At 60.1% G+C, this 12,279-nt stretch carries 13 protein-coding genes and 1 pseudogene; 7 read left to right on the top strand and 7 right to left on the bottom strand.

Annotated elements, in window-relative coordinates; translation table 11 throughout:
• Positions 1-70: 70 nt before the first annotated feature.
• From OKC41_RS20695 to OKC41_RS20675, 5 genes are all read right to left on the bottom strand, one after another.
• Complete coding sequence (locus OKC41_RS20695; RefSeq protein WP_270672335.1) at positions 71-1,192, bottom strand: hypothetical protein; 1,122 nt, start codon at positions 1,190-1,192, stop codon at positions 71-73.
• 266 nt (positions 1,193-1,458) lie between these two features.
• Positions 1,459-1,995 (bottom strand): hypothetical protein, encoded by a 537-nt coding sequence (locus OKC41_RS20690; RefSeq protein ID WP_270672334.1) that lies wholly within the window; start codon positions 1,993-1,995, stop codon positions 1,459-1,461.
• Positions 1,970-2,365, bottom strand: a complete 396-nt coding sequence (locus tag OKC41_RS20685; protein WP_258119674.1) for a hypothetical protein — start codon at positions 2,363-2,365, stop codon at positions 1,970-1,972. Before OKC41_RS20685 ends, OKC41_RS20690 begins: the two co-directional genes overlap by 26 nt.
• Positions 2,366-2,690: 325 nt before the next feature.
• Positions 2,691-3,248 carry a recombinase family protein gene (locus tag OKC41_RS20680; RefSeq protein WP_258119676.1) on the bottom strand — a complete coding sequence of 186 codons (558 nt, stop codon included), beginning with the start codon at positions 3,246-3,248 and terminating at the stop codon, positions 2,691-2,693.
• A 234-nt stretch (positions 3,249-3,482) separates the two neighbouring features.
• Positions 3,483-5,345, bottom strand: coding sequence for a recombinase family protein (locus OKC41_RS20675; RefSeq protein WP_270672332.1), 1,863 nt, complete (start codon positions 5,343-5,345; stop codon positions 3,483-3,485).
• A gap of 85 nt (positions 5,346-5,430) precedes the next feature.
• On the opposite strand from OKC41_RS20675, the pseudogene OKC41_RS20670 reads away from it, so the two are divergent.
• A pseudogene (locus OKC41_RS20670) lies at positions 5,431-6,009 on the top strand (SDR family NAD(P)-dependent oxidoreductase); the annotation flags it as partial.
• A gap of 60 nt (positions 6,010-6,069) precedes the next feature.
• Here the strand turns inward: OKC41_RS20670 and OKC41_RS20665 are convergent.
• Positions 6,070-6,402, bottom strand: a complete 333-nt coding sequence (locus tag OKC41_RS20665; RefSeq protein ID WP_039041060.1) for a DUF1904 family protein — start codon at positions 6,400-6,402, stop codon at positions 6,070-6,072.
• 70 nt (positions 6,403-6,472) lie between these two features.
• On the opposite strand from OKC41_RS20665, the gene OKC41_RS20660 reads away from it, so the two are divergent.
• The 6 genes from OKC41_RS20660 (at position 6,473) to OKC41_RS20635 (ending at position 12,068) form a co-directional block, all read left to right on the top strand.
• Positions 6,473-7,360, top strand: a complete 888-nt coding sequence (locus tag OKC41_RS20660) for a TraB/GumN family protein (protein ID WP_041214639.1) — start codon at positions 6,473-6,475, stop codon at positions 7,358-7,360.
• Positions 7,361-7,515: 155 nt separating this feature from the next.
• On the top strand, positions 7,516-7,665 hold the full coding sequence (locus tag OKC41_RS20655; RefSeq protein ID WP_010673287.1) for a DUF3149 domain-containing protein: 150 nt from the start codon (positions 7,516-7,518) through the stop codon (positions 7,663-7,665).
• A gap of 115 nt (positions 7,666-7,780) precedes the next feature.
• Positions 7,781-8,362, top strand: a complete 582-nt coding sequence (smrA, locus tag OKC41_RS20650) for a DNA endonuclease SmrA (RefSeq protein WP_042864312.1) — start codon at positions 7,781-7,783, stop codon at positions 8,360-8,362.
• A 106-nt stretch (positions 8,363-8,468) separates the two neighbouring features.
• Positions 8,469-9,947, top strand: coding sequence for a carboxypeptidase M32 (locus OKC41_RS20645; RefSeq protein WP_039041058.1), 1,479 nt, complete (start codon positions 8,469-8,471; stop codon positions 9,945-9,947).
• 139 nt (positions 9,948-10,086) lie between these two features.
• Positions 10,087-11,595 carry an AlkA N-terminal domain-containing protein gene (locus tag OKC41_RS20640; RefSeq protein ID WP_270672331.1) on the top strand — a complete coding sequence of 503 codons (1,509 nt, stop codon included), beginning with the start codon at positions 10,087-10,089 and terminating at the stop codon, positions 11,593-11,595.
• Entirely contained in the window at positions 11,592-12,068 is a 477-nt protein-coding gene (locus OKC41_RS20635; protein ID WP_052815165.1) for a methylated-DNA--[protein]-cysteine S-methyltransferase, read from the top strand. The genes OKC41_RS20640 and OKC41_RS20635 overlap by 4 nt, the downstream gene beginning before the upstream one ends.
• A 22-nt stretch (positions 12,069-12,090) precedes the next feature.
• On the opposite strand, the gene OKC41_RS20630 is transcribed toward OKC41_RS20635, so the two are convergent.
• The gene (locus tag OKC41_RS20630; protein ID WP_270672330.1) at positions 12,091-12,225 is read right to left on the bottom strand and encodes a hypothetical protein; all 135 of its coding nucleotides are present in this window, start codon (positions 12,223-12,225) and stop codon (positions 12,091-12,093) included.
• Positions 12,226-12,279 lie beyond the last annotated feature (54 nt).

Raw genomic sequence — 12,279 nt, 5'->3', positions numbered from 1 at the left:
TTGTCATTGAACACCTCAAATAATGGTGGCGACTGTACCACCTAAAACGGTGTCCGGGATGATTAGACCACTACAAGGTTGTTTGTACGCCGTCTGATTGTCCTTCTTGGACAATACCGGGCGTGTAGTTGTCTTCATCGAAGTTTGAAATCGCATCAGAGACTTTTTCAGGGGTGGATAGATAAGACTCGTTTTTATCTAAGGGTTCTGTTTGCTCCGGGGTGGGTCGGTTGTTGCGGAGACGGGCCTCACGGTCGGCAATGAAGTGCGGGAGCAAGAGAGCCATCACTCTCTCATAGTGGGCTCGGCCTAGTGCTCTCAACTCGTTGGGGATGCGGATCTCGGCCTCGTTGTCCCCCGAGTTCTTGTGCAAGTACCAATCCCATCCGATAGCATCCTCCATGCCGCGACGCTCGACGGTGTGCTGCTGATGCCGTGAGTCCAGGGCCTCCCACGAACCGCCCGCTTGCTTGAGCTTCTTTTTCTTCTCTTTAGTAATGCTGCCGAAGTAGATCCCATGACAGTGTGACCGGCCCTTATTGTCCTCTTCGACGCAGAGCATGATTTTGCAATCGAGCGCTCGTTCGATGCGGTTTGCCAAGGTGTCAATCAGATCCACAGGGCTCTTGGCTGCGTCCTCTTTGGACAGGTTCAAGCTTATGGCCGTGTATTGCTTACTTTTTCTCCCCTGCATCACTGCGGATACAACCCATGCAAACCTCTCTTGAGATGTGATACGTTCCCATGGGCTTCTTGGGCGCTTTCTCCAGTTGGGATTAGAAGTAAGTAAGAAGAGATTATCAGAACACTGATCATATACTACAGATCGAATCTGTTTTTCGAAGTCTTGACGGGACGCGAAGGCAGACAGAATAAGGCTCTCGCCCACAATGAGTCCCACCACCTTGGCGTGGGAATTTGTTTTAGCGATCTGGCCTATTATCTTCTCGACAGAGCTTCTCCCCCTCGCCTTGTGATGGTTCCCTTTGAGGGCATCACGGGTAAGCGCATTAGTCCACTCAGTAGCGACATCAAAGATACCCCTGCCTGGTGTTTCACGGATATTCTGACGGGTTGTTTCCAGCTCGGACGGCTTTTGCTGCTTACGAGGTTTGCGCTGCTTTCGTAGTTTGAATGACTCGCTGTGAGGGCTGCATTTGTTGTCCAAATGGGGCTTTTTTGATATAATCATCTTGCGTAATTTCTAGCTATGCCGCTCTTTGTAAGAGCGGTATTTTTTTATCCTCTCCCTGCCATCGGCAAGGCGTTCATTTCGTTCCACTGAATCGTGCGAAACACACACGACTTCGCCACGGCCCGGCCTAGTTAGGTCAGTATCCGTGTCGGTTCTGTCCAGCGATGAAATGACGCCTGAAACGGCGTTAGCTTTAGAAAGGCCGATCTATCAGCCAAAGATTACGGATGGTAATCTCTAACAAAAGCGCGGAATGGTCAACCCTATAGTGATGATGGGAGGCCCCACGCAATGCGTTCTTGTTCCTGCTCGGCGCGAAGGACTGCGATTTCCTCTTCAAGCATATCCCGTACTTCTAGCACCGGTAGCTCCTCTACTACCTCAGGCTCTGCTGCCAAGGTGAGAACCCGGCGTAGTCCATCCGATGCCAGCTTACCGGTGGTGGCGACCGCTGAGAGGATCTTGGCTGCTTGGAGTGGGTCACATTCGCCGTCGATGGTCAGGTTATCCAACAGCTCTGCGGCCTTAGTGTGAAGCTGATGACACAGGGCCACCTGAGCTCTGACGAGCCTTGCACCTTCGTTGGCGGCGAACTCAGAAGATAGCGACGCTCGCAAGCCTGCCCTAGCCTCTTCTACGAGCTCCCCGCGAGCAGATCCTGGTCGTGCCCCTGACCGGGCCCTGATTCGCTTAACCGTCGATAGGCTGAGCCCGGTCTGTTCAGCCACAGCAATGACCGGCCAGTCTGCAGCGAGCGCTGCGATAGCCTGAGCCTCAATCTTCGGCGATGTGCGACGCATAGCGCTTCCACTCCTTGCCGAAGAGTTCAGACGGTTTCGAGTCATTCACCATGGCTATGGCTTGCCTGCAAATGCTGGTTGGTGAAAAAAGCCGCTCGGATGCCAGTCTGGCAAGCCGGAGACCAGCATCGAGAGGGAGGCGTATTACTTTCACTGTATTCTGCGGCTTCATGGAGAGGCGCTTGATCTTCATGGGTTCACCAGTCTCGAAGTATTCAAGGGCCATGCTTAAAAAGTGGGCGTTGCTTACGCTCGTCAAGCTCGCCCATGTCGACACCACCTCGGCGTCAGGTCGTGGGAGGCTGACAAACTTGATGGCTTTGAGGGGAGGCATGGCGGTGCTGGTGCTTTGACTGATTTCGGTAGGCATTGCTTAGCTCCTGAGTGATTGCAACGCCATATGATAACATGTGAAACAAACAAGCCATATATGATGTAACCAGTATATTAGCTACAAATTATGATAGTGATTACTTACAACAAGAGACGTATTAACCGTCTTTGATAATGAGCAGTGCCTCAAGGGTTGGCGTTCTGCGCTTTGGGGGCTTGGACTCAATACTGTTGACTACGGCATCTGCAAAGCGTCCCGTTGAGCTCGTTGAGGCCAGCATCCAGCCTCAGTGTCACCTTGCCTTGTCGGATCTGCTCCAACGTCTCCGAGCTCATGGTGATGCGCGTCATGATTTGCCCTCCTACACTGCCCGGCAAGCACGTTTTACACTGGCAGGCGAGATCCCGAAGTGCTCGGCGGTTGTCTGAATGCTCGCGGCGTTCTCCCTACGCCAGATGGCAACGGCGGTATCGTCGATGGTCTTCTCACGCCCTAAAGTTTTGCCCTCTGCCTTAGCCTTGGCAATCCCAGCCATCTGGCGGGCCTTGATGTTTGAGCGTTCCAGCTCTGCGACGGCGGCCAGCATGGTTAACATGGCCTTACCGATAGGCGTGGACAGGTCGAATCCCTCCCGCAAGCTGATGATCGATACCCCCTTGGCTTGCAGCGCCTCAACCGTGTGCAACACGTCGATGGTGTCACGCCCAAGACGGTCAACGGCGGGAACGATTAGCGTGTCTCCCTTCCGCACAAACTTGAACAGCTCGGAGAATTCCGAGCGATCTAATGCCTTCACTGCACCAGATACGCCCTCGTCAGCGAACCACGTTTCAACCTTGTGGATCTGCTCAATGCTGTGGCGCTGAGCCTCAACGCTCTGCTCGCCAGTGCTTACCCTTAGATACCCGATAACAGCCATTGTTTCCCTCTGGAGTGGCTCAAAAAGTATGGGTCACAATATATGACTGGCTCATAACAAAAGCAACAGTTTTGAGCCATGCTTCTGAGGGGGGAAGGGCGGCGGCTCAGAAGGTAAACTTTATGAGCCACCCGAAAGAGGTTAGTCTCAGCTTCACAACGTCCAATGCCATCAAATATTCAATGAAGGTTATGAAGGTAAATTGACTCTTATGCAGCCATCCCTGGGGATATCCTATTCATCACCCCAGTAGGCTGACTGTTCGTCGGATTGATACTCGTCGTCAGGGTACTCGTCAGCGGGTAATGGGTCTGATGCCTCCATTGCTGTGATTGCCTCTCGAAGTCTGATGACGGACTCTTCGGTGCGAGGCTGATAGCCATTAAAGAAACCGGAATCGGTCTCGATACTGGCAAAATGTTCTTTGATCTCTGGCGATAGTTTCTCAGCATCAGATCCACTAACCCTGCCAATGCCTTCGCGAGTTAAAAGTATTCTGCGGTTTGTTCCGTCTACAAACGTGATGTGTATCAAAAGCATGAACCGCGCCGATCCGCTTGGGATCTCTTCTTTTAGGCGTTGCCCGTATTTCATCATGTGCGAACGAATGCTGAGATTCGCATGGCTAGGCCGGCCAATGGTCATCAGCTTGATACTGTCTCGCAGTAGCTCCCGCATGTACTCGCGGGCCTCATCGTTTCGAGGATCGAGGATGCTTTCAGAGACCTCTGCCCATCGGCTTTGTAGAGCTGTCGGGTTCTGCACCTCAATCGCGGCGTCTTCGGCTTTGGCCTGTTCTAGCCTCTTACTAAGTGCGGCTTTTTGCTCATCAAGCTCTTGGAACATGTCGAGCAAAGTAGGTGACAGACCCTGTACCTTTCGGCGTTCTCCCAGAATTCTCAGATCCTCATCTACTACCGCTATCTGCCCCTCAATTACGGAGACTTGGCTGGTAGACTTTCGTTCAGGCTCTCTCCATGTCTTGTCCAGGCAGATCTCGAGCAGGGCACGCTCGATCTGTTCGGCCCGTTTACTCCATCCGACGCAAGCATATTCAGTACGGTGGGCACTACAGCGATAGTTCAGCGACCCACCCGCCTCTCTATTCATGTGGACGCCTGCACCGCAGTGCATACAGACCACCTCTTTGAGTCCAGCAAAGAGGCTAACGGCGGTCGCCTTCCCCGTTGTCTTGGGTCGCTGGCGGCGTGTCCGAGCATCAATCAAACGGTGATACTCATCCTCAGTTAATAGCGGCGGATAGTAGCCAAACAGAGTTATTCCGTTGATCACCTTCTCCCCGATCAGAGCCTTCGTTTTGTGAAAACGTCTGAGAACGTGAATGCTCCACGCTCCCGGCTCTCGCTTGTCTGAACGATGAATCGGGCACTCGGGAGCGTCAGCGTTAAGCCACTCGGCAATCTTGTATGGGCTCTGCCCGTCAATCAGCTTGAGTGCAATTTCGCGGGCGAGGGGGTGATATATCGGGTGGGGCCTGACAGCTCCATCTTTCGAATCCACCCACCAAACATCATTCCCAACGACCTTGATTGCGTTGGCATAGCCTGAGTCGTGGCGCTCTCCCTGCTGATGGCGACTGATTGCCAGATCGGTGAGCTTGTAGACTCTTGCCTGTTTCGTCTTGCTCTCCCCGTGGGCTCGCTCCAATGCTAGGATCGCTAACTGTATATCAAGCCCGTCGGAGAGCTTATCTCCGTGAGGGTCGCAAAATGTTCGGCCTTCAATGGCTGAATGAATGCCGATCCCTTGCTTCAAAATAGCTGTGAGATCGTGGGTCGCCTGCACAACATCCTGACGGCTGAAACGGTCAAGGCTGCTCACAACCAAGATTGAACCGGGGGCGACCTCTCCGACCTTTGCCGCCTTTAGGAAGCCCCCTAGCTGCCCATCCTTGATGTGGTGGCCATGAAATGCAGACTTGCCGCTGTCTATCATTCGGTGTTCGTAGATTGACAAGCCGTAGCGCTCAGAGAGGGTCTGCAATAACGCTTCTTCCTCCTGTATCGTGAGCCCCTGCCCCTTTGCTTGCTTGGTTGAGCTGATGCGACTATATGGGTAAATCTTTGGCTCTATCACTGCCGGCGCCCTCGACCTTCTCGTGTCAGTTTTCGCTGTACTTTTACATAGGCGGCCAGTCTACACCAACATCTAACATTGACACTATGGCCAGCCCGGTGCGCTGGAAGATCTGCCCACCGAGGCGCTGCGCGAGCAGTTCGAGACCAACCTCTTTGGCTGGCATCACCTCATTCGCCAGGTATTGCCCCCCATGCTGGCGGCAGGCGAGGGGCGCATCGTGCAGAACAGCTCGGTGCTTGGCCTGGTGGCCATGAAGTATCGTGGCGCCTACAACGCCAGCAAGTTCGCGCTGGAAGGCTATACCGACACCCTGCGCCTGGAACTCGCGGGCAGCGGCGTGCACATCAGCCTGATCGAACCCGGCCCCATCGACACCCGGTTTCGCGCCAATGCCCGGGAGGCCTTCCTGCGCCACATAGACCCGAGCGCGAGCCGCCATCAGGACGCCTATGCCCAGACGCTGGCCAGGCTGGAGCGTGAAGGGGGTGCCCGGGGCTACACCCTGCCAAGCGAGGCCTGCATCCCGCCGTTAGTGCATGCGCTCACGAGCAAGCGTCCCAGGCACCGCTACCCGGTCACCTTCCCGACCAAATTGTTTACCGTGCTGCGCCGCCTGCTGCCAAGCCGCTGGCTGGACAAGCTGCTGATCAAATCCGCCTGATAAAGAGGGCCCTCGGCGGGCCTCCTCTTGACATGCACCTGTCTTAGCAACGATGCCTGCTCAATAGTGCTGGCCGTTGCTGTAGTAGTGACTCTTGACGATGGGCAGCACCTGCACCACCACATAGGTCTGCTCCCCCAGCACCGCTTTCAGGTGGCGGGTGATGAGGGCGGCGGCGGCATCCTGCATCTCCTGCGGTCGCTCGAACCAGACCAGCTCCACGAAGGGAAAACCGGCTTCGGGCTGGCCATCTCGTACCCACTGGCTCGGCACGCACTCCAGGGTGACGAACTCCGGCTTGCCACCGGTCAGGGCGCAGAGGTCCGCCATCAGGGGGGCGCTTATCCGCTGCAGGGTGTCGACAGAAACTGCCCGAAAACGAAGGTGGGGCATGGGAAACCTCTTGGCTGTGACAAATGAGGACTTATCATAGAGCACTCATCCCGCTCACATAAGGTGCCTCATGAGATTCCATCCCACGCTGCTCTCCTTCCTGCTCTGCCTGCTGCTGCCGCTCCATGCCATGGCCGATCCGGCCTTCTACCGCATCAACAAGGGCAACGAACAGCACTGGCTGCTGGGGTCCATCCATGCGGGCAAACCCTCTCTCTATCCCCTGCCGGACCCGGTGGAGCGCGCCTGGCAGCAGAGCCGCGCCCTGGTGATGGAGGTGGACATGACCCACATCAGCCAGGAGCAGTGGCAGGAGATGGGCGCCATCACCCGGCTCGTCGACGGCAAGACCCTCAAGGATCACCTGCCCATCGACCTCTACCGTCGCACCCTCATCGCCGCGGGCCAGAACGGTCTGAACGAGAGCATGCTGGCCCCGCTGCGTCCCTGGTTTGCGGCCATTACCCTGACCCAGGCGGCCCTGGAGCGCACCGGCTATCGCGGTGAATACGGTGTCGACCAGCACTTCGCCAAGCGGGCGAACGACGGCGGCAAGCCCATCGTCGGGCTGGAGACCCTGCTGGAGCAGCTCGGCTATCTCGCGAGCGTCGGCGACAACCAGACCCTGATGCTGGAGAGCACCCTGGACGAGCTGCCCGACATCCAGCAGGGGTTCGACGCCGTGATGACCGCCTGGCAGAACGGGGACGAGGCCACCCTCATCAATCTGCTCAGGGAGGAGATGGCGCCGCCCAAGCTGCAAGCCTGGCTGGAACAGACCCTGCTGGCGGAGCGCAACCGCAACTGGGTCAAGAAGTGGCCCAGCCTGCCGAACGAGAGCTTTATCGTGGTAGGGGCCCTGCATCTTTACGGCGAGCACGGGCTGCTCGCCCTGCTGGAGCAGCAGGGCTGGCGCATCACGCCCCTCACCGAACCGACCCTGGAGAAAGCAAAATAGCGTCCAGTCCGGCGACCTGACGCGCCGGATGCGCGTCGGCTCACAGAATTTGCTGCCGATTAAATAACCAGAGAGGGAGTTGATCGAGATCATCCCCTCCCTCCTGAAGAGGTATCTATCATGCCTGTCACCGCCCAGTGACAGGAGTGAACGAGATGGAATTCTGGATGAACCTGATGTTCGGCAACAGCGTGGGGCTGATGTCCATGCTGGTGATTTTCGGCACCTTCCTGCTCATCAGCGCCTATGCGGTCTATTTCATCTACAAGGTGATGCACGCAGAGCCGCCCAAAGAGGGGCAATAACCAGGCTCGCTCAGACCGCCCTCCCCGGCAGGGCCGGGGCCTGCGAGCGTTGCCATTCTAAGGCCCACCAAGGCCCGCTATACTGGCTCCCTCATTTTCATGCGGGGAGCCTGCCGTGTCTCATAACGACGAACTCTCACTGTTCCTGCTTGAAGTGGCCGACGTGCGGCCCCTTCGCAGCGACCATATCGCCCCCGTTGCGGGCAACAGCCAGCCCACCGAGGCGCAACTCGCGCGCCGGGAAGCCGCCACCGCCGAACAACTCACCCTGGATCACCTTGGCACGGAAGCAGTCGAGATGCTGGACCCCCATGCCATCGTCGGCTTCAAGCGTGACGGCGTGCAGGAGGGGGTCTACAAGAAGCTGCGCCTTGGCAAATACGAGCTGCAAGGCTCCCTCGACCTGCACCACAAGACGCTCAACGAGGCCCGTATCGCCCTGGTGCAGTTCATTGCCGAATGCGAAGTGCGGGATATCCGCTGCCTGCTGATCCTGCACGGCAAGGGGGAGCGCAGCACCCCGCGTGCCCTGCTCAAGAGCCATGTCAGCGCCTGGCTGCCACAGTTGCCTTCGGTGATGGCCATGCACAGCGCCGAGCGCCGCCACGGCGGCAGCGGTGCGCTCTACGTATTGCTGCGCAAGAGCGAGCGCAAGAAGGCGGAAAACCGCGAACGGCACCAGAAGCGCCTCGGCTGACTGCCTGAGGGTGGCACCAGGATGGATGGCAGTGCTAGCATCGGGCGGCCCCGATCATGCCAGGTACGGGGTGCATACCATCAGGGACGATAACAAGGACAATCCCATGTCATACCAGAAACTCGAACAACATCAGCAACAACTGCACCGCCTCTCCCACCTCTCCGCCATCTGCGGCTGGGATCAGGCCGCCATGATGCCGGAGGGGGGCAACGAGGCCCGTGCCGAGGCGATGGCGGAGCTCGGCGTACTGATCCACGGCAAGCGCACCGCACCCGAGCTTGGGGAGTGGATTGCCAAGGCAGAGAGTGAACCGCTGGACGAGCACCAGCGTGCGAACCTGCGGGAGATCAAGCGCCAGTGGCAGGATGCGAGCCTGCTGCCGGGGGCGCTGGTGGAGGCGCTGTCGCTCGCCGGCAGCAAATGCGAGCACGCCTGGCGTCGCCAGCGCAAGGAGAACGACTGGGCAGGTTTTGCCCCAAACCTCGAGGAGGTGGTGCGCCTGTCGCGGGAGGTGGCTCGCCTGCGCGCCGACGCGCTCGGGGTGCGTCCCTATGACGCCATGCTGGCGCTGTACGAGCCCGGCATGACGAGCGCGAGGCTGGATCAGATCTTCGGCGATCTGACGAGCTGGCTGCCCGGCCTCATCCAGACCGTGAGCGAACGGCAGAAGAGCGACGTGCTCCTTACGCCGCAAGGCCCCTTCCCGATCCCAACGCAGCAGGCGCTCGGTCAGGAGGTGATGGGGCTGCTCGGCTTTGATTTCGCCCACGGCCGGCTCGACGTGAGCAGCCACCCGTTCTGCGGCGGCGTGCCGACGGACGTGCGCATCACCACGCGCTACAACGAGCAGGAGTTCGTCTCCAGCCTGATGGGCATCGTCCACGAGACGGGTCACGCGCGTTACGAGCAGGGCCTGCCGCGCGCACTGCTCGGCCAGCCGGTGGCCGAGGCGCGTTCCATGGGCATTCACGAGAGTCAGAGCCTGTTCTGCGAGATGCAACTCGGCCATCACCCCGCGTTCCTTGCACAGATTGCACCGCGCATCCGCGCACACTTCGGCGAACAGGCCGCGCTCGCCCCCGCGAACCTCGAGAAGCTGTACAACAGGGTCGAGCCCGGCTTTATCCGCGTCGATGCGGACGAGGTCACCTACCCTGCCCACGTCATCCTGCGCTACGAGCTGGAGCGGGACCTGATGGAAGGGCGCATCGAGGTCGCGGACATCCCCGAGCTGTGGGACGCGAAGATGCAACAGTGGCTCGGCTTGTCCACGAAGGGCAATTACCAGAATGGCTGCATGCAGGACATCCACTGGACGGACGGCTCGTTTGGCTACTTCCCGAGCTACACGCTCGGCGCCATGTACGCGGCGCAACTGCGCTTTGCACTCGAGCGTGAGCTCGGCGACATGGGCACGCTCGTAGAGTCCGGCCGCCTGCCGGAGATCTTTGGCTGGCTCGGTCGCCATATCTGGTCCCAGGGCAGCCTGCACGGCACGGACGAGCTCATTCGCCGCGCGACCGGTGAGGCGCTCAATCCCCAGTGGCTGCGCAAACACCTCGAACAGCGCTATCTGAAATAACCGCTCCCGGGCGCGCCTCTCGTCGCGCCCGTTTTTCCCCTGCCCGACTATTTTTGCTATTCCTGTCCGTTTTTGGCTAGTCACCCCTCTCGCCCCCGCTTAGTCTCTGGGACATGCCCACAGCAACCCGAGCCATGCCATGACCACAGAGCCCCCGCATTCATCCCAACGGGACGAGATTATCCCGGGTCTCACCCGGGAGCAGTGCCACGCCGCACGCCTCGCGCGAGACGCGCGTTTCGATGGTCGCTTCTTCACCGGGGTGCTCTCCACCGGCATCTATTGCCGCCCCGTGTGTCCGGCGCGAGCACCGCACGAGCACAATGTGCGCTATTTTCGCTTCGCGGCGGCGGCGGAGCAGCACGGGCTGCGCCCCTGTCTGCGCTGTCGCCCCGAGCTCGCACCGGCCCAGAGCGGCGATCTGCCACCGCTCGTCGCCCAGGTGCTGGCGCGCATCGAGCGCGGCGAGCTGGCGGAGCACAGCCTGGGTTCCCTTGCAACGCAGGCCGGGATCACGGAGCGCACCCTGAGGCGCCAGTTCGAGCAACACCTCGGTGCCTCGCCGAAACAGGTGGAGCAGACGCGCCGCCTGCTGCTTGCGAAACGGCTTTTGACGGAGACGCGCCTGCCCATCACGGACGTGGCGTTTGCCGCAGGCTTTGCGAGCATTCGTCGCTTCAACGACGCCTGGCTGCTGGCGTATGGGATGACACCGGGCGCCCTGCGCAAGCAGGAAGGGGGGACTGGCGAGGCGGCGCCGCAATCGAGCCTGCAACTGCACCTGCTGTATCGCCCGCCGTTCGACATCCAGGCCATGCTCGCGTTCTACCGGTTGCGCGCCATTCCGGGGCTGGAGCGGGTGGATGAGCACGGTTACGAACGCCGTCACCGGGTCGGCGAGCAGGAGGGGCTCATCCGCATCGAGCCCGTCGAGGGGGAGAGGCTCAGGCTGACGGTGCAGGATCTGCCGCCGGGAGCGCTGCCGGACATCCTGTACCGCGTGCGCCGCATGTGGGATCTCGACGCCGACATGAGCCGCATCGGCGAACACCTGGGGCAGGATCCGCTGCTCGCCGGCATCCAGGGACGATGGCCCGGGGTGCGGCTGCCGGGGGGGTGGGATGAATACGAGGTGATGCTGCGCGCCATCGTCGGCCAGCAGGTGTCGGTCAAGGGTGCCATCACCATCATGGGGCGCCTGGTGGCGCGCACCCTGGCGCAGTTCGGCACCGCGCAGCTGCCCACCCCGACCCAGCTGTGCGAGCTGGATCTCGACGGCATCGGCATGCCAGGCAGCCGCATCCGCACCCTGCAAGGGCTGGCCTCGGCGCTCGCAAGCGGCGCACTCACCCTCGCCACGGCAAGCGACGAGCAACTGCTCGCGCTGCCGGGCATAGGTCCCTGGACGGTCGCTTACTGGCGGCTGCGCTGCGGGCTCGACACGAATGCCTTCCCCGCCTCGGATCTCGTGCTGCAAAAGGCGCTGGGGGGCGGTGACAAGCTGCCGGTGAAAGAGGTGACAGCGCGCAGCGCCCCCTGGCAGCCGTGGCGCGCCTATGCCGCGAGCTGGCTGTGGCACGCCATGAGTGAACAACCGGCGCTGCTCACCCGGCCAACACAGACACAAGACGAGGAGAAGAGCCCATGATCCGCTATGACATGATGCCCACCGACCAGGGCGAACTGCTGGTCGCCATCGACGAGCGCGGTCTGGTCCATGTGGACTTCCTGGCCGGACTGCGCCCGCTGCCCGACATGCAGGACTGGCAGCAGGACGGCGAGGCGCTCGCCCCCTTCCTCGCCGAGTTTCGGGACTACTTCGCGGGCCGGTTGCAGCGCTTCACCCTGCCGCTCGCCCCCAGGGGCACGACGTTTCAGCAAGCGGTGTGGCAGGCGCTGTGCGACATCCCCTACGGGGAGACCCGCAGCTACGGCGACATCGCCCGCGCCATCGGCAAGCCAAACGCGGTGCGGGCGGTGGGAGCCGCGAACGGCCGCAATCCGCTCTCCATCATCATCCCCTGCCACCGGGTGATCGGCCAGAATGGCAGCCTCACCGGCTATGCGGGAGGCCTGCCCATCAAGCAGGCACTGCTGACGCTGGAGAGGGCCTCTCGTTGATCCGGCGCAGCCCGGCCAGGGCTCACTGCCGCTGCGCCAGCCAGCCGTGAAACCCCAGCGCCTGAAAGAAGCGGTGCGCCGCTGCGAAACCGGCCCCTTGCAAGAGGCGCCGGGTCTGTCCCTCGTCCAGGGAGGTGATACCAATCGGATTAAACATTAGGTCAGTTTTATCCAATCTCGGCTACAAAGTGACATCACCCGCTCCACATCG

Source organism: Aeromonas sp. QDB17 (assembly GCF_027705305.1).
In the GTDB taxonomy this organism is placed as follows: domain Bacteria; phylum Pseudomonadota; class Gammaproteobacteria; order Enterobacterales; family Aeromonadaceae; genus Aeromonas; species Aeromonas caviae.
The sequence above is the reverse complement of the archived record's forward strand: the minus strand, read 5'-3'. Positions and strand labels throughout refer to the sequence as shown.

Excerpts from the sequence above, each read along its gene's own strand:
- OKC41_RS20695 (WP_270672335.1), bottom strand. The coding sequence starts at position 1,192 with ATGATTATATCAAAAAAGCCCCATTTGGACAACAAATGCAGCCCTCAC.
- OKC41_RS20690 (WP_270672334.1), bottom strand. The coding sequence starts at position 1,995 with ATGCGTCGCACATCGCCGAAGATTGAGGCTCAGGCTATCGCAGCGCTC.
- OKC41_RS20685 (WP_258119674.1), bottom strand. The coding sequence starts at position 2,365 with ATGCCTACCGAAATCAGTCAAAGCACCAGCACCGCCATGCCTCCCCTC.
- OKC41_RS20680 (WP_258119676.1), bottom strand. The coding sequence starts at position 3,248 with ATGGCTGTTATCGGGTATCTAAGGGTAAGCACTGGCGAGCAGAGCGTT.
- OKC41_RS20665 (WP_039041060.1), bottom strand. The coding sequence starts at position 6,402 with ATGCCCCACCTTCGTTTTCGGGCAGTTTCTGTCGACACCCTGCAGCGG.
- OKC41_RS20660 (WP_041214639.1), top strand. The coding sequence starts at position 6,473 with ATGAGATTCCATCCCACGCTGCTCTCCTTCCTGCTCTGCCTGCTGCTG.
- OKC41_RS20655 (WP_010673287.1), top strand. The coding sequence starts at position 7,516 with ATGGAATTCTGGATGAACCTGATGTTCGGCAACAGCGTGGGGCTGATG.
- OKC41_RS20645 (WP_039041058.1), top strand. The coding sequence starts at position 8,469 with ATGTCATACCAGAAACTCGAACAACATCAGCAACAACTGCACCGCCTC.
- OKC41_RS20640 (WP_270672331.1), top strand. The coding sequence starts at position 10,087 with ATGACCACAGAGCCCCCGCATTCATCCCAACGGGACGAGATTATCCCG.
- OKC41_RS20635 (WP_052815165.1), top strand. The coding sequence starts at position 11,592 with ATGATCCGCTATGACATGATGCCCACCGACCAGGGCGAACTGCTGGTC.
- OKC41_RS20630 (WP_270672330.1), bottom strand. The coding sequence starts at position 12,225 with ATGTTTAATCCGATTGGTATCACCTCCCTGGACGAGGGACAGACCCGG.